A 23087-nucleotide genomic window follows, 5' to 3' on the forward strand; every position below is an offset into this window, starting at 1 on the left:
GGCGAGCGTGAAGACGAGCAGGATGCCGGCGAGGCCGAGCAGCGGGGCGGTGTTCTCGCCGCCGGGCATCGGCAGGAAGCAGAAGAACGCGATGCCCATCAGGGTGGTGCCGGCGCCGAACTTGAGCGGCGTCACCGGCTGGCGGTCACCGAGCTTGGTCCACAGCGCCGCGAAGACGCCGGCCAGCACGATGATGAAGACCGGGTTGATCGACTGCACCCACGAGACCGGCATCTCCCAGCCGAACAGGTTGCGGTCGAGCCGCTTGTCGGCGTAGATCGTCACGACGGTGAACTGCTGCTGGTAGAGCGACCAGAACACCACGTTGCACAGGAACAGCGGGACGAAGGCGAAGATCCGGCTGCGCTCGGCGCCCTGCACCTCGCGGTCGGAGAGGATCAGCGCGAAGTACGCCACGGCCGCGACCGCGCTGATGCCGATGACGATGTTGGCCAGGCGGTCGGCGGTGATGACGTCGACGGCGACCAGCACGGCGATGACCGCGAGCACGACGACGGCCCCGACGCCGTAGGCCACGAGCCGTCCCTGGGGCAGCGGGTTCGCGACCCGGTTGGTCTCCTCGGGCAGGTTCTTGCGGAAGAGGGCGTACTGGGTCAGGCCGAGCGCCATGCCCACCGCGGCCGCGCCGAAGCCCCAGTGGAAGCCGGCCTCCTTCTGCAGCAGGCCGGTGAGCAGCGGGCCGATGAGGGCGCCGATGTTGATGCCCATGTAGAACAGCGAGAAGCCCGCGTCGCGGCGGGTGTCGTGCTCGTCGTAGAGCGAGCCGACGAGCGAGGTGGCGTTGGCCTTCACGCCGCCCGAGCCCAGGGCGATCAGCACCAGGCCGACGCCGACGCCGGTGAGGCCCGGCAGCAGCGACAGCGCGATGTGGCCGAGCATCACGCAGACCGCGGAGTAGAACAGCGTCCGCTCGGGCCCGACGAGCCGGTCGGCCAGCCACGCCCCGAGGATCGTGGAGAGGTAGACCGCGCCGCCGTAGGCGCCGACGATGCCGGTGGCGACGCCCTCGTCGACGCCGAGGCCGCCCTGGGAGGCGGTGTAGTACAGGTAGATCAGCAGGATGCCCTGCATGCCGTAGAAGCTGAACCGCTCCCACAGCTCGACGCCGAACAGGTTGGCCAGCACACCGGGCTGGCCGAAGAAGCGGGTGTCGGAGTCGCCTCGCGCGGGTCGCGCCTGCGTCGTGTCGGGTGTCTGGCTCACCGGCCCACGGTGCCACCGCCCCCCGGGCGTGTCACCACCCGGGGGGTGAGGGTGTGGGCCGGTTCACTCGCTGGCGATCGCGTCCAGCACCTTCATCCGCGAGGCGCGGATCGCCGGCACGATGGCGGCCAGGACGCCGAAGACGACCGCGACCACGAGGAACACCAGCAGGCTGGTGATCGGCAGCGACAGCTCGGTCAGGTCGTCCTCGAGCGACTTGCGCAGCACGACGCCGACCACGAGGCCGAGCACCATGCCGAGCACGGCGCCGAGCAGCGCGATCGACACCGACTCCAGCGTGATCATGGTGCGCAGCCGGCGCCTCGACAGCCCGACGGCGCGCAGCAGCCCGATCTCCCGGGTGCGCTCGAGCACGCTGAGCCCCAGGGTGTTGATGATGCCGATGACGGCGATCACGACGGCGAGGGCCAGCAGGCCGTAGATGACGTAGAGCAGCTGGTTGACCTGGCCGCTGATGAGCTCCTTGAACTCCTCCTTGTCCTGCACCGAGAGGACCGGCAGGTCCTTCACGACGTCCTCGAGGTCCTGCTTGACCGCGCCCCGGTCGGCCCCGTCAGCGACGTTGATGCTCAGCGAGGAGTCGCTGCGCGTGATGCCGGCCTGGCCGAGGACCGAGAGCGGCACGGTCAGCCCGCTGGTCACGGGGGTGTCCTCGAAGACGCCCGCCACCGTCAGCGGGATCTTCTTCCCGCCGGGGAACTCCACGTCGATGGTGTCGCCGGTGGTCGCCCGGAGGTCCTTCGAGCGGGTCTGGCTGAGCAGGGCCTCGTCGCCGGACAGGTCGTCGGTGCCGCTGACCATCGTCAGCGTGTAGACGTCGGAGAAGGCCGCGTCGACGCCGTTGGCGAACGTCTGGTCGGGCTTGCCGCCGACCTCGACGCTCACCGGGACGCCCTGCTGGCGCGAGACGACGGCGACGCCGTCGACCTCCTCCATCTGGTCGCCGTACTGCGTCGGGAAGCCCTGGAAGGTGGGCAGCTGCACCAGGAAGTCGCTGGTGAACTGGTCGTCGACGATCTGGTCCTGCGTCGCGCTCAGCGACGAGGCCAGCACGCCGACCGCCGAGACGACGGCCAGGCCGATCATCAGGGCCGAGGCGGTCGCACCGGTGCGCCGCGGGTTGCGCAGCGCGTTCTCCCCGGCGAGCCGGCCGGCGGTGCCGAAGAGGCGGCCGAACACTGCCCGGCACGCCAGGAGCACGGGCTTGCCGAGCACCGGCGCCAGCACCGCCGTGGTGACGACCCAGATGACCGCACCGGCTCCGATCCAGATGGCGTCGGTGCCGGGGGCGCCGACGAGGCCGGCCGCCACGAGCGCGGTGCCGACGACCATCGCGACCGTGCCCAGGAGCAGCCGCCGCCCCATCCCCTTCTCCTGCACGACCAGGTCGTCGCGCATGGCCGCGACCGGCGGCACCTTGGCGGCGCGGCGGGCCGGGACGAAGGCGGCGACCATCGTGACGAGCACCCCGACGACGTAGCCCGAGACCACCGTGAACGGCGTCAGGGTCAGCACGTCGCCGGCGATGTCGAGGCCGAAGGTGCGGAACAGCCCCGCCAGGGCGCGGGAGAGCCCGAGACCGAGCAGCAGGCCGAGCGTCGAGCCGACCAGCGCCATCAGGAACGCCTCGACCAGCACCGAGCGGGTGACCTGCCTGCGGCTCGCACCGAGCGCCCGCAGCAGCGCGGACTCGCGCACCCGCTGGGAGACCAGGATCGAGAAGGTGTTGAAGATGATGAAGGCACCCACCACGATCGCGATCACCGCGAACGTGGTGAGGAAGATGGAGATGACGTCGAGGAACTGGCCGATCTGCTCCTGCTGCTCCTTGATCACCTTGTCGCCGGTGACGGCGGTGAAGCCCTCGGGCACCACCGCCTTCGCCGCGTCGGCGAGCTCGGGGCGCGAGACCCCGTCGGCGGCGGCGAGCGAGACGCTGGTGAAGGCGTCCTTGCCGCCGAGGAAGATCTCCTGGGCCTCCTGGGTGTCGAGGAGGACCAGGGAGGCACCCGCGGTGCCGCCACCGTTGAAGTCGGCGGTGCCGACGAGCGTCAACGTCCGGCGCGGCTGGTCGGAGGGCACGATCATCGTGACGGTGTCGCCGATCGCGTAGCCGCCGCGCTCGGCCGAGGAGGAGTCAAGGGTGACCTCGCCGGACTTCTCCGGCCAGCGGCCCTGGTTGAGCTGCAGGACCTGCTCGCCCTGGATGTTCTCGCTCGGCGCGTAGTTGAAGGTGAGGGTCGGCGCGCCCTGGCCGCCGACGAGCTTGCCGTCCCGGCCGAGGAGGAAGGCGCCGAGGCCGTCGACCGAGCCGGTCGCGTCGGCGACCTGGGGCAGCGCGGCCAGCTTGTCGACGTCGCGGGGCGTGATCAGCGAGGTCGTGCCGACGCCGGCGTTGGCGCCCTGCACGTCCCCGGCCGGGCGCACCTGGGCGTCGGGGGTGGAGCCCTCGACGATGTTGTCGAAGGTGGAGTTGAGGCCGGTGCTGAACGTCATCACGCCGGCGAGGAAGCCGATGCCGAGGACGATCGCGAGCGTGCTCATCAGGAGGCGCACCTTGCGGGCCAGCAAGTTGCGCCAGGTCAGGCGGAGCATCAGCCGGCCGCCTTCTGCGCAGCGACGTCCTGCAGGCGGGCCATCTTCTCCAGGATCTGGTCGCGGTCGGGCGAGCGCAGCTCGTCGACGATCCTGCCGTCGGCCAGGAACACCACCCGGTCGGTGTACGACGCCGCGACCGGGTCGTGGGTCACCATGACGACCGTCTGGCCGAACTCGTCGACGCTGCGGCGCAGGAAGCCGAGGACCTCGGCGCTGCTGGTGGAGTCGAGGTTTCCGGTCGGCTCGTCGGCGAAGACGATCGACGGCTTGCTGACCAACGCCCGCGCACAGGCGACGCGCTGCTGCTGGCCGCCCGACATCTCGCTGGGGCGGTGGCCCAGGCGCGGGCGCAGGCCGACGGCGTCGACGACCTGGTCGAACCAGGCGCGGTCGGGCTTGCGCCCGGCCAGGCTCAGCGGGAGCAGGATGTTCTCCTCCGCGCTCAGGGTCGGCACCAGGTTGAACGACTGGAAGACGAACCCGACGCGCTCGCGGCGCAGGGTCGTCAGGTCCTTGTCCTTGAGCCGGCCGAGCTCGGTGCCGTCGACGACGGCGTTGCCCCCGCTGGGGGTGTCGAGGGCGGCCAGGCAGTGCATCAGGGTCGACTTCCCGGACCCCGAGGGGCCCATCACGGCGGTGAACTCCCCGCGCATCAGGTCGACGGTGACCCCGTCGAGGGCGCGCACCTCCGCCTCGCCCTTGCCGTAGGTCTTCACCAGGTCTCGTGCGCTCGCGGCGACCTCGGTCGCCACGCCCTCCCGGGGCTGCTCAGTCATGCGTGAAGTGTCCCAGCGGCGCGAAGCCGCCTGCCATGGGATATCTCCCCGACTCACCCCTGACATCCGTCAGGGACGGACCCCCTAGGTTGGGTCCGTGGGAGACGTCGTCGCCGGGCTGCTCACCGGCCTGTCGCTCATCGTCGCGATCGGCGCGCAGAACGCCTTCGTCCTGCGGCAGGGCCTGCGCCGCAGCCACCTCGGCCTGGTCGTCGCGGTCTGCACGCTGTCCGACGTCGTCCTGATCCTCGCCGGCGTGGCCGGGATCGGCGTCGTGCTCGACCGCGCCGCATGGGCCGTCGAGCTGGTCCGCTGGCTCGGCGTGGCGTTCCTGACGGCGTACGGCCTGCTGTCGCTGCGGCGCGCCCGCCGACCCGAGGCGCTCACCGTCGGCGACGGCGTCGTCGAGGCCCGACGCGGGGTGCTCGGCCGTGCCGTGGCCCTGACCTGGCTCAACCCCCACGTCTACCTCGACACCGTCCTGCTCCTCGGCTCGGTCGCCGGCACCCACGGCGACCCCGGCCGCTGGTGGTTCGCGCTCGGCGCGTGCGTGGCCAGCGCGCTGTGGTTCGCCGGTCTCGGGTACGGCGCCCGGCTGGCCGCGCCGCGGCTGGCCGACCCCCGGGCCTGGCAGGTGCTCGACGTCCTGGTCGGCGTGGTGATGCTGGCGATCGCCGTCCGCCTGGCCCTGGGTGGCTAGGGACGTTCCGGTAGGTGTCTCGGCCGATCTTCCGACGAGAACGTCCCTAGCCACCGAGGTGGGGGCCGTCCGGCGGCGCCACCTCGCGGGCGACGGCCTCGTCATGGCGCCGGTGCAGGCGCTCGCGGATCTCGGCGGCGTCGTAGTGGCGGCGGACCCGCTCGTCGCGGGCGACCGCGGCGCCGGTGGCCACGCCGGCCAGGACCCCGGCGAGGCCGATCCACTTCCACACGCGCATACGGCCGAGGGTAGGGCACGACTAGGGCAGACTCAGCGCCATGGCACCGGCGCTGACCCTCGACGAGGCGGTCGACCTCACCCGCAGCGGGGACATCTGGCTCTTCCGTGGCCGGCGCGCCCCGGACCGGGCGATCCGGGCGGTCACCAACTCGCCGGTCAACCACGTCGGCATGGCGGTCGTCGTCGACGACCTGCCGCCGCTGATCTTCCACGCCGAGCTGGGCAAGAAGCAGGAGGACGTGTGGACCGGCGGCCACCACCGCGGCGTGCAGCTGCACGACCTGCGCGAGGCCGTCGCCCGCTGGCAGGGCGACTACCGGCAGGACGCCTGGCTGCGCCAGCTCGAGCCGGAGATCTCCCGCGACGAGGAGGACGGCATGCTGCGCGCGGTCGCGCGCCTCGACGGCGTCTCGTTCCCCAGCCTGACCCGCCTCGCCTCGCGCTGGCTCCGCGGGCGCGACGCCTACGTGCCGCGCAAGAAGCGTGGTCGCCGGGTCACCCCGGAGGCGGCGTTCTGCGCCGAGATCGTGGCCACCTGCTACATCGAGATGGGCATCCTGCGCGACGACCGCCGCGCCACCTGGTACGACCCCGGGAAGTTCTGGAGCGGCGACTACCTGCCGATCTCCGAGGGCTGGACCCTCGGCAAGGAGGTCGAGGTCACCGGCTGACCGTGCCGGGCTCCGGTCCGGGGCCGAGCGCACGCGACAGCCGGCCCGCGACCTCCGCCACCGCCGTGCGCAGCTCCTCCCCGCCCACCACGCGGAAGTCGAACGGCACCCCCGCCAGCCACTCGCCGGCGTAGGCCTGGGCGTTGCTGGTCGTGCCGACCAGCTCGCAGCCCCCGTCGGGCAACGGCCGCAGGTCGCCCAGCGTGGGGCGGATCCACGGCCGCACCTGCTCGATCGGCAGGTCGAACACGACGTGGGTCTCGTGCTCCCACCCGCGGCCGAGGTTGGCCTCCAGCTCCGCCGCCGGGTCGAGGTCGGCCGGCACCTCGAACGTGCCGTCGAGCTGCTCGACGGCGGTGACCCGGTCGACGCGGAAGGTGCGCATCTCGTCGGCGTGGTGGGAGCGGCACAGCAGGTACCACCGGCCGTACCTCACCACCACCGACCACGGGTCGACCTCGAAGGTGCGGGGGTTGCCCGCGGCCGTGCGGTAGCCGAGGCGCACCTGGCGCTGGGCCGCGACCGCCGCGACCAGCGCGCTGGTGACCGCCGGGTCGGGCCGGGCCGACACGCGCTCGGGGACGGTGCGGGCGGTCTCGCGCAGCGCGACGGCCTGCCGCGCGACGTTGGTCGGCAGCACCCGCAGGATCTTCCCGAGCGCCGACCCGACGGGGTCGTCGGGGTCGGCGACCGCGTGGTGGGAGTCGAGCGCCGCCATCACCAGCCCGAGCGCCTCGGTGGCGCTGAACACCAGCGGCGGCAGCCGGAGCCCCCGGCCCAGCGTGTAGCCGCCGTAGGGGCCCCGGGTCGACTCCACCGGGATGCCGGCCTCACGCAGGATCGCGACGTAGCGGCGGGCGGCGCGCTCGGTCACCTCGAGCCGGCGGGCGAGCTCCGCAGCCGTGGTGCCGGGACGGCCCTGGAGGACGTCGAGCGCCCGGAGGGCCCGCGCGGTGGGGCTGATCTCGCTCATGGCGCCATCGTGGCACCGGTTCGGACCGGATTTCGTCCGGAACTCCCCCTACGGTGGGGATCGAGGGTCGACGAGACACCGAGGCAAGGAGAACGACGGATGGACATCGTGCTGGTCGCAGGGCTCTGGCTGGACGGATCGGCCTGGGACGACGTGCTGCCCGAGCTGGAGGCGCTCGGCCACCGCGGCGTCCCGGTGACGCTGCCCGGTCAGGGCGACGGACGCACCGAGGCGACGTACGACGAGCAGGTGGAGGCGGTCGTGGCGGCGGTCGACGCCGCTGACGGCGCGCCCCTCGTCGTCGGGCACTCCGCGGCGTGCACGCTGGCGTGGGCCGCGGCGGACCGCCGCCCCGACGGCGTCGCCGGGGTCGCCCTCATCGGCGGGTTCCCCTCGACCGAGGGCGAGTCCTACGCCGACTTCTTCGAGCCCGTCGACGGCGCGATGCCGTTCCCGGGCTGGAAGAAGTTCGAGGGCCCCGACTCCGACGACATGTCCGAGGAGCTCAAGGCCGACCTGCTGGGGAGGATGATCCCGGTGCCCGTCGGCGTGACCCGCGGAACCGTCCACTGGACCAGCGACGCCCGCCACGCGGTGCCGCTGACCCTCATCTGCCCGGAGTTCAGCCCCGCGGAGGCGCAGGAGTGGATCGACGCGGGCGACGTGCCCGAGCTCGCCGCCGCCACCGACCTCCGGCTGGTCGACCTCGACTCCGGCCACTGGCCGATGTACACCCAGCCGGCCGCGCTGGCGCGGGTGGTCGACGAGGCGGCGCGCCGCTAGTCGAGCAGGTCGTCGGGACGCCCGGCCATGGTCGGCTCGTCGACGGCGTCGGAGTGGGCGTCGTCGACCGCGCCGAAGTGCAGCGGTCGGCCGGGCGTGAGCGGGGTGACCGGCAGGACGACGTAGCCGCTGGGCACGCCGGCGGCGAGGTCGACGTCGAGCCCGGTGAGCTCGCTGGTCGCCACACCCAGCATCACCGCGACGGCGTGGGCGTTGGCCGGGCGGGCGGCCGGGTCCTTCTCCAGCAGCGCCGCCACGACGGCCCGCAGCTCGGCCGGGACGTCGTCGCCCAGCGGCGGGGGCGGCTCGTTGACGTGCGACAGCGCGGTCGCGATCGGCGTGCCACGGTCGAAGGGACGCTCGCCGGTGAGCATCTCGTGGGCGACGATGCCGAGCGCGTAGAGGTCGCTGGCGCCCGTCGCGACCTGGCCGGTGGCCTGCTCGGGGCTGATGTAGTTGGGCGTGCCCAGCATCTCGCCGACGCGGGTGTGCCCGATGGCGTCCACCGCGCGCGCGATGCCGAAGTCGGTCAGCTTCACCACGCCGTCGTGGCGGATGAGGATGTTGGCCGGCTTCACGTCGCGGTGCACCACACCGGCGCCGTGGGCCGTGCCCAGCGCGAGCGAGGCCTGGGCCAGCACCGACCGCACGGTCTCGGGTGGCAGCGCACCCTGCTCGCGGATGATCGCCGACAGCGGCAGCCCGCTGACCAGCTCCATCACGAGGTAGGACAGGTGGTCGTCCTCGCCGTAGTCGAAGACCGTGGTGATGTTCGGGTGCAGCAGGGCGGCGGAGTGGAGGGCCTCGTCGCGGAACCGCTCGGCGAAGACCTCCTCGTTGTCGGGGTCGGCGCGCATCACCTTCACCGCGACCTGGCGCTGCAGCACCTCGTCGAGCGCCCGCCACACGACCGCCATGCCGCCGGCGGCGATCCGTTCCTCGAGCACGTAGCGACCCCCGAGACGAAGCCCCGTGACGAGTCTCTGCACCGGTCGTGCCCCACTTCCTGACGGATGGCGGCACCAGCAGGGTGCACCGCTCGCGGACGTTACCCCCCGATCCGCCGGCTCATGTCCTTTCCCACCCCCAGAGGGGGATGTCGGCCCTTGACAACCTACAACTGATCGGTTGTATGTTTGCTCCATGGACGAGCGCAAGGACCAGGAAGCCCGGGCGGACGCCTGGTTCCACGCCCTCGCCGACCGCACCCGGCGCGACATCCTGCGGCGCGTGCTGGCCGGGGAGCACTCGGTCTCGGCCCTGGCCCGCGACTACGACATGAGCTTCGCGGCCGTGCAGAAGCACGTCGCGGTCCTCGAGCGAGCAGGGCTGCTGACCAAGCGCCGGCTGGGCCGGGAGGCCCTCGCCAGCGGCGACGTGGAGGCCGTGCGCTCGGTGGGCCGGATGCTCGTCGAGCTCGAGGCCCTCTGGCGCGGCCGCATCCAGCGGATGGACGAGCTCCTCGCCGCCGACGTCCCCCACCCCACCGACGACCCCACCGACTGATCACCCACATCCCGACCGACCGACCACCCACAGAACGGACCGACCCATGCCCGTCACCGACGTCCAGCACGACCTCGACGCCCTCACCCTGACCATCACCGCCGACTTCGCCGCCGCTCCCGAGCGGGTCTGGGAGGTCTACGCCGACCCGCGCCAGCTCGAGCGCGTGTGGGGACCGCCGACCTACCCGGCCACGTTCGTCGACCACGAGCTGGCCCCCGGCGGGCGGATGAACTACTACATGACCAGCCCCGAGGGGCAGCGGTTCTACGGCTACTGGGACGTCACCGACGTCACCCGGCCCGACGGCTTCCGCTTCCGTGACGGGTTCGCGCTCGACGAGACGTTCGCACCCAACACCTCGCTGCCCGAGTCGCAGGCCGACTACACGTTCGCCGCCACCGACACCGGCACCCGCGCGACCTTCACGACGTCCTACACCAGCGCCGACGACCTGCAGAAGGTCCTCGACATGGGGGTCGTCGAGGGCTCCAGCCTCGCGATCAACCAGGTCGACGACCTCCTCGCCTCCTGAGCGACCCCTCCCCCCTCCCGAAAGGAACCACCGTGCGACCCCTCGTCATCACCACCTTCCTCACCCTCGACGGCGTCATGGAGGCGCCCGGCGGCGGTGACCACCCCCACGCCGGCTGGACCTTCAAGGACGTCGCGTTCGAGGAGGCCGCCTACGAGATCAAGGGCCGCGAGATGCAGCAGGCGGGCGCGCTGCTGCTCGGTCGCCGCTCCTACGAGGAGTTCGCGCCGGTGTGGCCCTCGATGGAGGAATTCACCACCTACAACGCCCTCCCCAAGTACGTCGTGTCCCGCACGCTCGAGGGCGACACCGTGCCGTGGGGCGAGGGCGAGGTCACCGTGCTGCGCTCGCTCGACGACGTGGCGGCGCTCAAGGAGACCGAGGGCGGCGAGATCCACGTCCACGGCAGCGCCCACCTCGCCCAGGAGCTCGCCCGGGCCGGGCTCGTCGACCGCTACCACCTGCTCGTCTTCCCGCTGCTGCTCGGCTCCGGCAAGCGGCTCTTCGGCGAGGGCCCGAAGACCGCCCTGCGGCTCACCGAGCACGCCGCGTACGCCAACGGCATCACGCTCCAGGTGCTCGAGGTCGTCCGCTGATCGCGAACGACCTCGCCTGAGCGACGCCCGACCCGCCAGACTCTCCGGGTGGAACTCGCCCTGCTGCTCGTCTCGATGGCCGCGGTCGTGCTGGCCGCGACCGCCGTCAGCGACCGCCTGCACCTCCCCGCCCCCCTGCTCCTCATCGTCGTCGGCGCCGCGGCGTCCTACCTGCCCGGGCTGCCGACCATCCACCTCGAGTCCGAGGTCGTCCTGCTGGGGCTGCTGCCGCCGCTGCTCTACGCCGCGGCGATCCAGACCTCGCTCGTCGACTTCAACGCCAACCGGGGCTCGATCCTGCGGCTGTCGGTGGTGCTCGTCGTCGTCACCACCCTGGCCGTCGGCGCCGTCGTGCACTGGCTGGTGCCCGACCTGGGCTGGGCGGCCTCGATCGCCATCGGCGCGGTCGTCGCGCCGCCCGACGCGGTCGCCGCCACCGCGGTGGCGAAGCGGATCGGCCTGCCGCGGCGGGTGGTCACCATCCTCGAGGGCGAGTCGCTGCTCAACGACGCGACCGCCCTGGTGTCGCTGCGCACCGCGATCGCGTTCCTGTCCGGCTCGGTCGCGGTCGCGGAGGTCGGGCTCGACTTCCTGCTCGCGGCCGGCGGCGGCGCGGTCATCGGCTTCGTCGTCTTCTGGGTCGTGGCGTGGCTGCGCAAGCGGATCACGGACCCGCTGATGGACACCGGCATCTCGTTCCTGGTGCCCTTCGCCGCCTACGTCGCCGCCGAGGAGATCCACGCCTCCGGTGTGATCGCGGTCGTCGTCGCCGGCATCCTGCTCGGCCACAAGGCCCCGATCATCCAGACCGCCCAGTCGCGCATCACCGAGCGGATCACCTGGGGCACGGTCGCGTTCATCCTGGAGAACACCGTCTTCCTGCTGATCGGGCTGCAGATCGACTGGATCCTCGAGGACGTCACCGAGTCGACCCTGTCGACCGGCCGGATCGTGCTGGTGTGCGCGGCCACCCTCGTGACCGTGATCGTCGTACGCCTCGGGTGGGTGTTCGCGACCGTGCTCTTCCGCCGGCTGCGACCCGACCCGCTGCCGACGTCGTGGACCTTCCTGGTCGGCTGGGCCGGCATGCGCGGCGTGGTCACGCTGGCCGCCGCCTTCGTCATCCCCGAGGACACCGAGCACCGCGAGGTGCTGCTGCTCGTCGCCTTCACCGTGGTGGCCGGCACGCTGTTCCTCCAGGGCCTCACGCTGCCGCTGCTCACCCGGCTGCTCAAGGTGCCGCCGCCGGACCCGGCCGAGGACGCGCTCTCGCGCGCGGCGCTGCTCCAGCAGGCGGCGGACGCCGGCTTCCACCGACTCGCCGAGCTCGACTTCGACGACCAGCACGGCGTCGTGGAGCAGATCCGCGCCCGCCTCGACCAGCGCACCTTCGCGGCGTGGGAGCAGCTCTCGACCACCGTCGGCGAGGAGACGCCGTCGGAGCTCTACGCCCGCATCCGCGCGGAGATGATCGAGGCCGAGCGCTCCAAGGTGCTGCTGGTGCGCGGCAAGGGCAGGATCCCCTCCGACGTCGTGCGCCAGGTGCTGGGGATGCTCGACATCGAGGAGTCGATGCTCGACGCCGGCGTCTCGGCCCGCGAGGGCGTGCGCGACGGCAACCTCGCCTTCACCCACGGCCGCGAGTGCGACGACCTCGCGGAGTTCCCCGCCATCGAGACCGTCGACGACCCCGCCTGCGCGACCTGCCTGGCCGACGGCACCCGGTGGGTCTCGCTGCGCCAGTGCCTGACCTGCGGGCACGTCGGCTGCTGCGACTCCTCCGTCGGCAAGCACGCCACCGCCCACTTCCACGAGTCGCTGCACCCGGTCATGCAGTCGGCCGAGCCCGACGAGGCGTGGCGCTGGTGCTACGTCCACAACCTCACCGGCTGACCGCCGGCGACTAGGCTGGAGGCATGGGAGCACCCGCGATCGTGGTCGCCTCGACGCACCACGGAGAGGTCCTGGCCGAGACCTTCGCCCGCTACGAGCGGGAGTACGACGTCCGGCTGGTGCACGACGAGGTCAGCGCCAAGCAGACCGCCCACGACCTGCTCTCCACCGGGCACCAGGTCGCCCTGTTCGTCATCGACAGCGACCACGACCAGGACAAGCTCTACGGGCTGATCGCCGGCACCCGCAAGGTCGTGCCAACCGCGCGGCGGCTCATCGTGTCGCACATCAGCCGGTTCCGCGCCGACAACGCCGCCTTCCGCCACGCGGTCGCGGCCGGCAAGGTCGACGCCCTGCTGCTGATGCCGCAGGGACCGCGCGACGAGGAGTTCCACGGCGCCGTCGGCGAGCTGCTCAACGAGTGGAACGCCACCGTGGCCACGCCCGTGGTGGAGAACGTCCGGATCATCACGCCCGAGAACGACGCCCTCACCCGCCAGCTCCTCGACTACTGCTCGCGGGTCGGGCTGCCGGCCGGGGTCCACCACCCCGACAGCGAGGTCGGCCGCGAGGTGATGGCCCGCTGCCCCGACGACGTGGGCCGCTGGCCGGTGGTCAGCTCGCTGGCCGGCTGGTGCGGGCACTGCCCCGACGTGCGGTCCCTGGCCAACCAGCTCTACGGCCGCCCCGACGAGATCGACGTCGACGAGGTGGTCGACCTCGTCGTCGTCGGCGCCGGTCCGGCCGGGCTCGCGGCCAGCGTGTACGCCTCCAGCGAGGGGCTCTCCACCGTCTGCCTCGAGGCCGAGGCCATCGGCGGCCAGGCCGGCACCAGCTCGATGATCCGCAACTACCTCGGCTTCCCGCGCGGCATCTCCGGGATGCGGCTGGCGCAGCGCGCCCGGGGCCAGGCGCTGCGCTTCGGCACCCGGTTCTTCACCGGCTGGCCCGCGACCGGCATCTCGGCGTGCGAGGACGGCGGGCACCACGTCGTCCACACCGACGGCGGCGACGTCCACACCCGATCGGTGCTGGTCGCCACCGGCGTCGACTACCGCCGCCTCGGCGTCGAGGCGATCGAGCAGATGGTGGGGCGCGGGGTCTTCTACGGCGCGGCGATGGCAGCGGCCCGCGAGCTCGCCGGCGACCACATCGTGATCGTCGGCGGCGGCAACTCCGCGGGCCAGGCGGCGATCCACGCCGCGCGCTTCGCCAGCAGCGTCACCATCCTGGTGCGGCGGCCCGACCTGACCGCGACCATGTCGTCGTACCTCATCGACGAGATCGAGTGGAACCCCCGCATCACCGTGCGCGGCTGCACGCGCGTCGTCGACGGCGGCCCCGACGACGTCGGCCACCTCGCCTGGCTCGAGGTCGAGGACGTCGACTCCGGCGCCCGCGAGCGCATCGAGGCGCGCGGGCTGTTCCTGCTGCTGGGCGCGGCGCCCGAGTGCGGGTGGCTGCCCGAGGCCGTGCTGCGCGACGAGCGGGGCTTCGTGCTGACCGGCCGGGACATCCCGCCAGATCGCTGGATCGGGGACGTGCCGCCCGAGGAGCTGGCCACGACCGTGCCCGGCATCTTCTGCGGCGGAGACATCCGGTCGGGGTCGATGAAGCGGGTCGCCTCGGCGACCGGCGAGGGCGCGTCGGTCGTCTCGGCCGTCCACGCCTGGCTGGGCTGAGCCCTGCTCAGAGCTCCAGCAGGAGGAACAGCACGGCCAGCGCGGGGAGGGTCCCCTGCGTGAGGGCGGCGCGCGCCATGGAGCGGTCGTGGGTCACCAGCACGAGGGCGGCGGCGAGCATCGAGCCCGTGCCGGCGAGCGCGAGCGCCGACCCGATGCCGTGCTCCGACGTCATCAGCCCGAGCCCGACGAGGGTGATGATCGCGAGGAAGAGGTTGTAGAAGCCCTGGTTGTAGGCCATCGGCCGGGTGGTCTCGGCCTCGGCCTCGGAGGTGCGGAACGTCCTGCGGGTGGCGGGCTCGGTCCAGCGGAAGGACTCGAGGACCCAGATGTAGACGTGGAGCAGCGCGGCCAGCAGCGAGAAGCCCACCGTGAAGATCGTCATGGACGCACCCTAGGCCCGCCCGGGCCCGCCTACCCCTCCGTGGGTGGCACGACGTCGGCTGCGGGAGGACAGTGGCGCCACGGCGTACGCCGACCGGCAGCACGCCGCGAGCACCGAGGAGGTCCACCGTGGGACGACTGATCGGCACCCTGCTGGTCGTCTGGCTCGTCATCGGCGGCTTCGCTGCCTGGCAGCGCGGCTACTTCGACGACACCGACACCAACTGCTCCGAGGCCAGCGACACCGCGCTCACCGTCGTCGCCGGGCCGCTCAACTACACCGGGGTGAACCCGAAGATCCGCTGCGGCAAGGTCGACGTGCCCGAGCCCTCGAAGTAGCCGGGCGCGGCCGGCTGCCCGCTCAGCGGCCGCGGTTGCGCGGGTGGTCCCGCGCGGTGCGCTCGTTGCCGCGCCGGTAGTTGCCGGTCAGCCGGGCGCTCAGCTCCTGCTCGTCCGCTCCGTCGTCGAGGTCGGCGAGGAACCGCGCGGCCGCTGCGCCACGCAGCACCGTGGCGCGGCGGCCGTGGTGGGTGATGACCACCTCGGAGCCGCGGACCTCGTGGTCGAAGCCGTCTGCTGCGGGCACGTGCGCAGCATCGCACGCCGGGCCGCCCGTGGGTCCGCCTCAGAGCCAGGCAGGCACCCAGTCCTCGTCCGGGTCCTCGCCGACCCGGCCGTCGACGGCCTCACGGAGCAGGTCGGCGTGGCCGGTGTGGCGCCCGTACTCCTCGATCAGGTCGACCAGCAGCCTGCGCAGGCGCGGGTGGTTGCCGTTGCCGTCGTCGACGTGGGCCACGACGTCGAGGCCGCCCTCGGCCAGCGCCGCGTCGATGCGGCGGGTGTTGCGCACGACCGCCTCGTCGAAGACGGCGTAGACCTGCGCCGCGGAGAGCGTCTCGACCCCCGCCTCGAACTCCCACTCGTCGGTGCCGTCGTGACCGAGCGAGCGCCACGGCTCGACGAGCTCCTCGCCGCGGAGCTTGGTGGTGAGGTAGTAGTCCTCACCCAGGGCGAGGTGGAGCAGAAGCCCGCCGAGCGAGAGCCGCGAGGACGGCAGCCGGTGCCGCAGGCCCGCCTCGTCGAGGCCGTCGGCCTTCCACCGGACGGTGGCGCGCATCCGGACGAGGGCGCCGGTCAGGTGCTCGGCCTCCGTGCCGTCGACCGGCGGCTCCCACGGCGGCGGGACCCAAGGGGTGGGGGTGTCGGTGCTGTCGTCGCTCATGGCCCCCATCGTGCTCCGGGTTCCGGACGATCCGCGTCCGGTCGCGGCTCTGGACACAGGGCCGCACACCCAGCAGTCTGGCCCGATGCGACGACTCGGACACCTCCGTACCCCAGCCCTGCTCCTCACCGCCCTCCTCCCCGCGCTCGCGCTCGCCCTCCCCGCCACCGGTGCCCCCGGGCACGGCAACGGGCACGGCCCGCGCGGTGTCGACCCGTTCCGCCACGGCTGGGAGGAGAAGGTCCTCGACGCCGACCAGAACTTCCGCGGTCTCGAGGCGGTGTCGAAGAAGGAGGCATGGGTCACCGGCGAGAGCCTCACCGACGGCGGACCCGCGAAGGTCTTCCGCACCACCGACCGCGGTCGGACGTGGGACGACGTCACGCCCGCCGACACCGAGGGCCTGTCCTTCCGCGACGTCGAGGTGCACGGCAAGGTCGCCCACGTGCTCGCGATCGGCCCGGGCGAGGCCTCGCGCATCTACCGCTCGACCGACGGCGGCGCCAGCTGGACCGAGGCGTTCCGCAACGACGACGAGAAGGCGTTCTACGACTGCATGGCCTTCTACCCCGGTGGCCGCAAGGGCCTCGCGGTGAGCGACCCGGTCGACGGCAAGCTCCGCATCCTGTCCACCCGCGACCGCGGCCGCACGTGGGAGGTGCTCCCGTCCGCCGGGATGCCCGACACGGCCGACGAGTTCGGCTTCGCGGCCAGCGGCGACTGCCTGGTCACCGCCGGCAAGTCCGCGTTCATCGTCACCGGCGGCGCCCAGTCGCGGGTGCTGCGCTCCGACGACCGCGGCCTGACCTGGACGGCCGTCGAGTCCGGCATCCCCGCCGGTGAGGCCGCCGGCGGGTTCGCCGGCGCGTTCGCCTCCCCCCGCCACGGCATCGTGGTCGGCGGCGACTTCGCCGATGCGAAGGACACCGCCGACACCACCGCGTGGACCCGCGACGGCCGCACCTGGACCCTCGGCAGCGACCTCACCCACGTCGGCGAGGACGTCACGTTCGTCCGCGGCTGGAGGGTCGCGGTCGCGACCGGCGACTACGACGGCTCGGTCGGCACCAGCCTCACCACCGACGCCGGGCGCACCTGGACCCGCGTCAGCGACCTGGGCTACCACGCCGTCGACTGCGTCGCGAAGGTCTGCTGGGCCGCCGGCAGCAAGGGCCGCGTCGGGCGCGGCTGACCACGTCGGTGCGCCGGGGCGGGCCATCCGTCCGGCCCGGCGCACCGAACCCCCTGCGTGGCCGAGCCCGACACCCTCTTCGCCAGCAGCACCGTCCCGCGGCACCTCGTGCGCGGGGCGCTCGGCCTGCCGCTGATGGTGGCCGCGTTCGTGCTGGTGCCGTGGTGGGGACCGCTGGCGCTGCTGCTCGTCGTCCCGGCCGCGACCCTGCTGCGCGGCTGCCCGACGTGCTGGGCGCTCGGGCTCGCGCAGACCTGCGCGGTGCGCGACGCCGGGCGGGCCCGGCGCTAGGCCTGGTCGACCGGGCGCAGCGGGTGGATCGCCACCTCGCCGCTGAGCGCGCCGTCGGCCGCCGCGAACGCCGCCGCGACGTGAGGCTGGGTCATGTGCGCGTCGAGCGCGGCCTGGTCGGTCCACCGCTCGACGGTCACGAAGGTCCCCGGCGCGGCCGCCGACTCGTACAGGTCGTAGGCCAGGCAGCCCTCCTCCGCACGGGTCGCGGTGACGAGGTCAGCCAGGGCGCCCCTCACCTGGTCGACCGCCTCAGGCATGACGGGGATGGTAGCGACGACGTGCAGCTCGCTCATGGGGTCCCTCTCGCTGGTGGACCGCCAGTCTGCTCCCCCGTCCCCGGCCCCGCCATCCCCCGGTGGCTAGTCTCGGGACCGTGCCCGACCTCCACCGCGTCCCCACCGCCCCGCTCCTCGCCGCCGGCCTGGTCGGCGGCTTCACGCTCGCCCAGCGCACCGGCGTACGCCCCCTCGGGGGTGCCGCGATGCTCGGCGCCAACGTCGTCGCCGCGCGCCGGTGGTACGCCGTCGGCGGGGCCCCGCTCGTCGCCGGCCTGACCGCGGCGTACTGGACCGCGATGGGCGTCTCGCACCCGCTGGCGAAGAAGGTCGGCACCTGGCCCTCGGTGCTCGGCGTCACCGCCGCGGCCGCCGGCGCGGCCCACGTGCTCGCCGACCGGAAGGCCTGACCCCGGGCCGGTCCCCCTGCCCCGCCTGCCGGCTGCGCTGCTGCTTCCCCATGGGATGTCGGCGAAGGTGCACTTCCCTCACGCTCCTTCATGAGGGAAGTGCGGTGCTTCCCGGCATCCCATGGTGAAGCAGCGAAGGCGTCGGAGGAGGCTCAGTCCTCGGGGAGCGCCGCGAAGGCCGCCTGCATCTCGCGGTACCACCCCATGGACTTCTTGGGGTGGAGCCACCGGTTCTTCATCTCCTTGCGCGCCGGCAGGTGCACGGCGTCGCCGTCCTTCTCGGCCTCCTTCAGGTGGCGGTCCTGGGCGTTGATCACGTCGTCGTGCGTCTCCCCGTGGTGGGGCAGGTCGCACGGGCCGCCCAGCTGGCGGCAGGTCATGGTCTTCACGGCGTCTCCTCGGTCGGGGTGTGGTGGGTCGGGCGGGTCGGGCGGGTCGGTCAGCGGGGGTCGGGGCCGTCGCGGCGCACGACGCGGGCCAGGAGGTCGGGGGCGGCGCGGAAGGTGATCGCGCTGACCCGACCGTCGGTGACCTCGAAGTCGAAGACGACCCTCGCCGTGCCGCGGTGGAACCACGCGGACGCGGGTCGGTCGTCGACCAGGACGGCGAGCGCCGACTGCGCGCTGCCGTTGAAGAACGCCGCGACCTGCTCGCGGCCCTCGATGTTCGCCGGGGTGCCGGCCAGCACGGCCGCCTCGTCCGCCCCGACGACGGCGTCGGGGGCCAGCAGCTGCAGCAGCCGCTCGAGGTCGCCTCCCCGCGCGGCGTCCATGAACGCGTCCACGACCTCCCAGTCGGCGAGGGCGTCCTCGGCGCGCGGCTGCGCGACCTTGGCCCGCGCCCGCGAGGCGAGCTTGCGGGCCGCGGCCGGCGTCGTGTCGAGCAGCGCGGCGATCGTGGTGAACTCGAAGCCGAACGTGTCGTGCAGGACGAACGCCACCCGCTCCCGCGGGGTCAGCCGGTCGATGACCGCCTGCAGCGCGACGCCCACGGTGTCGGCCAGGGCGACGTCGTCGGCGGGGTCGGGCGAGGCGTCCACCGCGTCGGCGAGCTGCTCGTCGTCGACCGGCACGGGCGTGCGGGCGCGCAGCCGGTCGAGGCAGAGCCGCGTGGTCACGGTGGTCAACCACGCCGGCAGGTTGTCGACCACCTCGCCTCGAGCCGTCGTGCGGTCCAACCGGAGCCACGCCTGCTGCACGACGTCCTCGGCCTCGGCGTGGTCGCCGAGCACCCGCGTCGCGATCGCGAGCAACCGCGGCCGCTCGCCCTCGAAGATCTCCGTCTGGTCCATGTGGTCCGTGCCCCCGCCTCTCGTTCCGGCATCCTCCACCCCTTCGACGTACGGGCAGCCTCGGGTGTGACCGGATCCGCGGACGAATTCTGGGGCCGGTCGCGCACACTGGAGCGATGACGGCGCTGCGGGTGCACCGAGCCGGACCGCTCGCGACCACGGCGGCGGCCCTGGTGCTGCTCGCGGGCTGCTCCACTGACGTCCCCGACGACTCCCCGCCCGAGCGGGCCCCGACCTCGACGCCGTCCGGTTCCGGACCGGCCGACCAGCCGACGGACGAGCCCGGTGACGACACCGACGACGGTCCCGCGGCCGAGGAGCCCCCGCCCGACCCGGTGTCCCTCGCAGCCCTCGCGCAGGCCGACCTCGCCGGTGGGGGCCTGCGTCTGTGGGCCGTGCGCGAGCGCACCGCGACCTCCACCTCCTACGACGTCACCTTCCGCTCCACCACCGCGGGCGCCGGGACGCCCCCGCTGCGGATCAGCGGGGTGCTCGACGTGCCGGCGGGACGCGGCCCCCGCGGTGGCTGGCCCGCCGTCGTGCTCGCCCACGGCTACATCGACCCCGCCGTCTACGTGCGCGGCCAGGGGATGACCCGCGAGCGCGGGTTCCTCGCCGAGCGCGGCTTCGTGGCGCTCCACGTCGACTACCGCAACCACGCGGAGTCGGGCGACGACCCGCGCATCGAGACCGCTGTGCGCCTGGGCTACGCCGCCGACGTCGCCGCCGCGGCCCGCGCGCTCGCGGCCTCGCGCGACGTGCGGGTCGACCCGGACCGGGTGGCGCTCTTCGGGCGCTCGATGGGCGGCGGGGTGATGCTCAAGGCGCTCGTGGCCGAGCCCGGCCTCTTCGCCGCCGGGGTCGGCTGGGCGTCGGTGTCGAGCCTGGAGGGCGAGAACTTCGACCGGTTCCAGCGCCCGGACGCCCCCGTCGCCACGCTCCGCGCGTCGTTCCGCGGTCGGCACGGGCTGCCCGACGAGGACCCCGCGTTCTGGCGCGGCGTGTCACCGAGACCGGCGTTCGGGGACGTCACCGAGCCGGTCCTGCTGGTGCACGGACGCTACGACGACACCTGCCCGCCGCGGTGGGCACGCGCCACGCAGCGGGCGCTCACCGCCGCGGGGGTCGACAGCACCCTGGAGTGGTACGACGACGGGCACGCGTTCGGTCCCGCGTTCGTCGCTGCGATGGACCGGACGGTGCGCTTCCTGCGCGCCCGGATGCCGGCCTGACGCTCGGCCGACGGCCCGGACGCCGACGGGGCCGGGAGCCCGTGGCTCCCGGCCCCGCCGGTGCGGTGCTGGTGCTGCTGTTCCTGCTGGTCCTGCTGGGTCAGTGCACCCGGACCTGCATGCTGGTGCCGTTCTGCGACAGGACCTGGATCTTGACGCCGACCCCGGCCACCTTCACGCCCACCCGGGTCAGGCCCGCGTCGGCGTAGGGCTGGAAGTAGCGGTTCGGGTCGCTGTCGTCGAACACCGGGTTGGCCGCACGGCCCCGGATGTAGGAGCGCCTGCCACCGGCCGTGAGGTAGAACGAGTCGCTCTTCTGCAGGCCGAACGGGGCGTCGTAGGTCTGGATCCGACCGCGCCACGCCGCGCCCTGCAGGTTGTAGAACGGCTCGGGGTTGGCGTCGACCGGGAGCACCAGGCCGCCACCGGGGTGCTGGCTGGTGTTGTTGTCACTGAACGAGGTGTCCCAGTAGTTGACCAGCAGGCCGTCCTGGTAGGGGAACTTCTCCACGAAGTCGGGCCGGTCCGCGAAGCTGAAGTTGTACGGGCCGGTCTGGAGGTACTTGTCGTAGGAGGTGTAGGTGCGGTTGCTGGCCAGGTAGAACTGGTCGTAGGCCGTGTTGTAGCTGGCCCCCACCGAGGTGAACCCGTCGAGCGTCCAGCCGTTGGGCGTGGTCTCCGCCCCGTCGGCGAGCACCGTCGTGGACCCGTTGACGACCTTGATGTCGTCGACGAGCAGCCCCGACCAGCCGAGCGAGGGGTCCTGCCCCTGCACGGCACCGTCGCTGGCGTAGCGCGCGCGGAGACCGATGGTCTGCCCGGCGTAGGCCGACAGGTCGTAGGTCGCGGCGACGTAGCCGTTGCTGACACCGTCGATGCCGGCCTCCTTGGCCGGGTCGTTGGCGGGGTTGGTGTCGGTGTCGGTGTCGGGGTCCAGCGCCGAGGTGTCGAGGGCGGTCCACGTGCCGCTGCCGGCCGGCGCCTCCACCTCGAGGTAGCCGAAGTCGTAGTCCTCCTCGATGTTCCAGGCGGCCTTCAGCGACAGCGTGGTGGTGCCGGCCGGGACGGCGACGGTGCGCGACATGGAGGCGCGGTAGTCGTCACCGGAGCCGGAGAACCACTGCTTGGTGCCCTCGGGCGGGGTGGGCAGGGTGGTGGCGATCTGCTTGTCAGGCAGGACCACCGCGACGCCCTGGGCCTTCTCGGAGTTGTACTCGTGGGGGCCGAGGTCGAGGGTGCGGTCCTGGCCCGCGACGACCGTCTCGTAGTCGAGCCAGCCGAGCTGGAGCTTGTCCCACACGCCGAGGTCGGCGGCGCGGGTGCCGATGCCCTGGTCGCCGGCCGCGGAGACGCGGCTCTGCGCCATGAGCGTCCACCAGCTCACGGGGTTGTCGCCCGAGGCGGCGGTGTCGTAGTGGTCGGGCAGGCCGAGGTCGTGGCCGTACTCGTGGGCCACCACCGAGATGCCGCCGTTCTCCGGCTGCACGGTGTAGTCGGCGACCCAGATGCCGGTGTCACCGATCTGCGTGCCGCCGTCGGGGTTCGCGACCCCGCCGACGCTCGGGCCCTGGCCGGTGCCCTGGAAGGCCTTCCAGCGGTGGCTCCAGATGGCGTCCTCGCCGAAGATCGGGTCGCCGTCGGCCTGGTCGCCACCGGCGTGGATGATCTGGAAGCGGTCGATGTAGCCGTCGGGCTCGTCGAAGTTGCCGTCGCCGTCGAAGTCGTAGCGGTCGCGGATGTCGTACTGCGACACGATGCGCTTGATCTGGGCGTCGGTCTTGCCGGCCGCCTTCTGGTCGGCGACCCACTGCTTCATGCCGTCGGCGACGAGGTTCCAGGTGTTGTTGCAGACGTTGCCGGCGCACGGGTAGCCGTTGCTGCGGCCGTAGCGGGCCTCGTTGTAGGGCACGCGGGTGACGTCGGTGACCATGCCGTCGACGCTGTAGCGACCCGAGGACTGGCGCTCGTAATAGCTCTTGAGCGAGTCGGCGAGCTCACCGTCGCCGAAGTAGAGGTTCTTGTAGTACTTCTTGTTGTAGTTCGCGCGCCACTGGGTGGAGTTGTCGTCCGGGCCCGGCTGGGGGATCTGGTTGAACCCGGGACCCTCGAACGTCGTGGGGCCCGCCGTGGCCGGGTCGGTGTCGCGGTCGGGGTAGCTCGGGTGGCGCTGGGTGCCGAAGTCGACGAGGAAGACGAAGACCTTGTCGGTGCGCTCGTTGCTCAGCTGGACGTACTGGTCCTGGGTCGCGCCGGCGGTGGTGCGCGCGGCGCCGCGGAGGGCGGCGGCCGGCTCCTTGCCGACCTTGAGGACCTTCTCGCCGTTGATGGTCTGCGGCGCGGCCTTGCCGCTCAGCACGTCGGCCCACGCCTGCTGGCGCAGTGCCTCCTGCTTCTCGGCCTCCGGGTTGGGCAGGACGTGCTCGCTGTTGGCGGACTGCGCCTCCCCCACGGTGCGGTGGGAGGCGGCCGGGGCAGCGGCCACGGAGGGAGCCAGGGACAAGGCCCCGGCTCCGGTGATGAGGGCGAGGGACAGCCCGAGGGTCGTGGATCTCACGAGTCTTCCTTTCCGAGAGACAGCCCGTCGGGCGG

At 72.9% G+C, this 23087-nt stretch carries 26 protein-coding genes; 13 read left to right on the plus strand and 13 right to left on the minus strand.

Going from position 1 to position 23087, the window contains the following annotated elements:
* From ACFFJG_RS09485 to ACFFJG_RS09495, 3 genes are all read right to left on the minus strand, one after another.
* The coding region (locus ACFFJG_RS09485; RefSeq protein ID WP_378518377.1) for a peptide MFS transporter at window positions 1-1224 on the minus strand (1224 nt) is incomplete at its 3' end.
* A gap of 63 nt (window positions 1225-1287) precedes the next feature.
* Window positions 1288-3840: an ABC transporter permease gene (locus tag ACFFJG_RS09490; RefSeq protein WP_378518378.1), complete on the minus strand. Its 2553-nt coding sequence runs from the start codon at window positions 3838-3840 to the stop codon at window positions 1288-1290.
* A complete protein-coding gene (locus ACFFJG_RS09495) occupies window positions 3840-4619 on the minus strand; it encodes an ABC transporter ATP-binding protein (protein WP_378518380.1) in 780 nt (259 codons plus the stop codon). The genes ACFFJG_RS09490 and ACFFJG_RS09495 overlap by 1 nt, the downstream gene beginning before the upstream one ends.
* 97 nt (window positions 4620-4716) lie before the next feature.
* Here ACFFJG_RS09495 and ACFFJG_RS09500 point away from each other — a divergent pair, with 97 nt between their 5' ends.
* The gene (locus ACFFJG_RS09500) at window positions 4717-5319 is read left to right on the plus strand and encodes a LysE/ArgO family amino acid transporter (RefSeq protein WP_378518381.1); all 603 of its coding nucleotides are present in this window, start codon (window positions 4717-4719) and stop codon (window positions 5317-5319) included.
* A 46-nt stretch (window positions 5320-5365) separates the two neighbouring features.
* Here ACFFJG_RS09500 and ACFFJG_RS09505 read toward each other — a convergent pair whose 3' ends face one another.
* Complete coding sequence (locus ACFFJG_RS09505; protein WP_378518383.1) at window positions 5366-5557, minus strand: hypothetical protein; 192 nt, start codon at window positions 5555-5557, stop codon at window positions 5366-5368.
* Window positions 5558-5597: 40 nt separating this feature from the next.
* On the opposite strand from ACFFJG_RS09505, the gene ACFFJG_RS09510 reads away from it, so the two are divergent.
* The gene (locus tag ACFFJG_RS09510; protein ID WP_378518385.1) at window positions 5598-6230 is read left to right on the plus strand and encodes a hypothetical protein; all 633 of its coding nucleotides are present in this window, start codon (window positions 5598-5600) and stop codon (window positions 6228-6230) included.
* On the opposite strand, the gene ACFFJG_RS09515 is transcribed toward ACFFJG_RS09510, so the two are convergent.
* The gene (locus ACFFJG_RS09515) at window positions 6220-7203 is read right to left on the minus strand and encodes a helix-turn-helix transcriptional regulator (protein WP_378518387.1); all 984 of its coding nucleotides are present in this window, start codon (window positions 7201-7203) and stop codon (window positions 6220-6222) included. The genes ACFFJG_RS09510 and ACFFJG_RS09515 overlap by 11 nt on opposite strands.
* 99 nt (window positions 7204-7302) lie before the next feature.
* Here ACFFJG_RS09515 and ACFFJG_RS09520 point away from each other — a divergent pair, with 99 nt between their 5' ends.
* The gene (locus ACFFJG_RS09520) at window positions 7303-7986 is read left to right on the plus strand and encodes an alpha/beta fold hydrolase (protein ID WP_378518388.1); all 684 of its coding nucleotides are present in this window, start codon (window positions 7303-7305) and stop codon (window positions 7984-7986) included.
* Here the strand turns inward: ACFFJG_RS09520 and ACFFJG_RS09525 are convergent.
* Window positions 7983-8933, minus strand: a complete 951-nt coding sequence (locus tag ACFFJG_RS09525) for a serine/threonine-protein kinase (RefSeq protein ID WP_378518390.1) — start codon at window positions 8931-8933, stop codon at window positions 7983-7985. The two genes, ACFFJG_RS09520 and ACFFJG_RS09525, sit on opposite strands and share 4 nt — an antisense overlap.
* A gap of 196 nt (window positions 8934-9129) precedes the next feature.
* Here ACFFJG_RS09525 and ACFFJG_RS09530 point away from each other — a divergent pair, with 196 nt between their 5' ends.
* Genes ACFFJG_RS09530 through ACFFJG_RS09550 form a run of 5 tightly spaced genes read left to right on the plus strand, consistent with a single transcriptional unit; the run spans window position 9130 to window position 14198 of the window.
* A complete protein-coding gene (locus ACFFJG_RS09530) occupies window positions 9130-9492 on the plus strand; it encodes an ArsR/SmtB family transcription factor (protein ID WP_378518391.1) in 363 nt (120 codons plus the stop codon).
* Between the two features lie 46 nt (window positions 9493-9538).
* Complete coding sequence (locus tag ACFFJG_RS09535) at window positions 9539-10027, plus strand: SRPBCC family protein (protein WP_378518392.1); 489 nt, start codon at window positions 9539-9541, stop codon at window positions 10025-10027.
* 32 nt (window positions 10028-10059) lie between these two features.
* Entirely contained in the window at window positions 10060-10623 is a 564-nt protein-coding gene (locus ACFFJG_RS09540) for a dihydrofolate reductase family protein (RefSeq protein ID WP_378518393.1), read from the plus strand.
* 48 nt (window positions 10624-10671) lie between these two features.
* Entirely contained in the window at window positions 10672-12516 is a 1845-nt protein-coding gene (locus ACFFJG_RS09545) for a Na+/H+ antiporter (protein ID WP_378518394.1), read from the plus strand.
* A 23-nt stretch (window positions 12517-12539) separates the two neighbouring features.
* A complete protein-coding gene (locus ACFFJG_RS09550; RefSeq protein ID WP_378518396.1) occupies window positions 12540-14198 on the plus strand; it encodes an NAD(P)/FAD-dependent oxidoreductase in 1659 nt (552 codons plus the stop codon).
* A 7-nt stretch (window positions 14199-14205) separates the two neighbouring features.
* Here the strand turns inward: ACFFJG_RS09550 and ACFFJG_RS09555 are convergent, their stop codons facing one another.
* The gene (locus ACFFJG_RS09555) at window positions 14206-14583 is read right to left on the minus strand and encodes a DUF1304 domain-containing protein (protein ID WP_378518398.1); all 378 of its coding nucleotides are present in this window, start codon (window positions 14581-14583) and stop codon (window positions 14206-14208) included.
* Window positions 14584-14711: 128 nt separating this feature from the next.
* Here ACFFJG_RS09555 and ACFFJG_RS09560 point away from each other — a divergent pair, with 128 nt between their 5' ends.
* Window positions 14712-14921: a hypothetical protein gene (locus tag ACFFJG_RS09560; protein WP_378518399.1), complete on the plus strand. Its 210-nt coding sequence runs from the start codon at window positions 14712-14714 to the stop codon at window positions 14919-14921.
* 22 nt (window positions 14922-14943) lie between these two features.
* Here the strand turns inward: ACFFJG_RS09560 and ACFFJG_RS09565 are convergent, their stop codons facing one another.
* Window positions 14944-15168, minus strand: a complete 225-nt coding sequence (locus tag ACFFJG_RS09565; RefSeq protein ID WP_378518401.1) for a hypothetical protein — start codon at window positions 15166-15168, stop codon at window positions 14944-14946.
* 39 nt (window positions 15169-15207) lie between these two features.
* Window positions 15208-15804 carry a mycothiol transferase gene (locus ACFFJG_RS09570; protein WP_378518402.1) on the minus strand — a complete coding sequence of 199 codons (597 nt, stop codon included), beginning with the start codon at window positions 15802-15804 and terminating at the stop codon, window positions 15208-15210.
* An 85-nt stretch (window positions 15805-15889) separates the two neighbouring features.
* Between ACFFJG_RS09570 and ACFFJG_RS09575 the strand changes: the two genes are divergently transcribed.
* Both ACFFJG_RS09575 and ACFFJG_RS09580 read left to right on the plus strand, forming a co-directional pair.
* Window positions 15890-16996, plus strand: coding sequence for a beta propeller repeat protein (locus ACFFJG_RS09575; RefSeq protein WP_378518403.1), 1107 nt, complete (start codon window positions 15890-15892; stop codon window positions 16994-16996).
* 57 nt (window positions 16997-17053) lie between these two features.
* A complete protein-coding gene (locus ACFFJG_RS09580; RefSeq protein WP_378518404.1) occupies window positions 17054-17287 on the plus strand; it encodes a hypothetical protein in 234 nt (77 codons plus the stop codon).
* On the opposite strand, the gene ACFFJG_RS09585 is transcribed toward ACFFJG_RS09580, so the two are convergent.
* On the minus strand, window positions 17284-17583 hold the full coding sequence (locus ACFFJG_RS09585) for a putative quinol monooxygenase (protein ID WP_378518405.1): 300 nt from the start codon (window positions 17581-17583) through the stop codon (window positions 17284-17286). The genes ACFFJG_RS09580 and ACFFJG_RS09585 overlap by 4 nt on opposite strands.
* Window positions 17584-17663: 80 nt before the next feature.
* On the opposite strand from ACFFJG_RS09585, the gene ACFFJG_RS09590 reads away from it, so the two are divergent.
* Window positions 17664-17975, plus strand: a complete 312-nt coding sequence (locus tag ACFFJG_RS09590) for a hypothetical protein (protein WP_378518407.1) — start codon at window positions 17664-17666, stop codon at window positions 17973-17975.
* Between the two features lie 152 nt (window positions 17976-18127).
* Here ACFFJG_RS09590 and ACFFJG_RS09595 read toward each other — a convergent pair whose 3' ends face one another.
* Together ACFFJG_RS09595 and ACFFJG_RS09600 are read right to left on the minus strand one after the other, a co-directional pair.
* Window positions 18128-18355, minus strand: coding sequence for a hypothetical protein (locus tag ACFFJG_RS09595; protein ID WP_378519472.1), 228 nt, complete (start codon window positions 18353-18355; stop codon window positions 18128-18130).
* Window positions 18356-18414: 59 nt separating this feature from the next.
* Window positions 18415-19266, minus strand: a complete 852-nt coding sequence (locus ACFFJG_RS09600) for a sigma-70 family RNA polymerase sigma factor (RefSeq protein ID WP_378518409.1) — start codon at window positions 19264-19266, stop codon at window positions 18415-18417.
* A 116-nt stretch (window positions 19267-19382) separates the two neighbouring features.
* On the opposite strand from ACFFJG_RS09600, the gene ACFFJG_RS09605 reads away from it, so the two are divergent.
* The gene (locus ACFFJG_RS09605) at window positions 19383-20498 is read left to right on the plus strand and encodes an alpha/beta hydrolase family protein (protein ID WP_378518411.1); all 1116 of its coding nucleotides are present in this window, start codon (window positions 19383-19385) and stop codon (window positions 20496-20498) included.
* Window positions 20499-20598: 100 nt separating this feature from the next.
* Here ACFFJG_RS09605 and ACFFJG_RS09610 read toward each other — a convergent pair whose 3' ends face one another.
* Window positions 20599-23052 carry an immune inhibitor A domain-containing protein gene (locus ACFFJG_RS09610; protein WP_378518412.1) on the minus strand — a complete coding sequence of 818 codons (2454 nt, stop codon included), beginning with the start codon at window positions 23050-23052 and terminating at the stop codon, window positions 20599-20601.
* Window positions 23053-23087 lie beyond the last annotated feature (35 nt).

The organism is Nocardioides zeicaulis, from assembly GCF_042432345.1.
GTDB lineage: Bacteria > Actinomycetota > Actinomycetes > Propionibacteriales > Nocardioidaceae > Nocardioides > Nocardioides zeicaulis.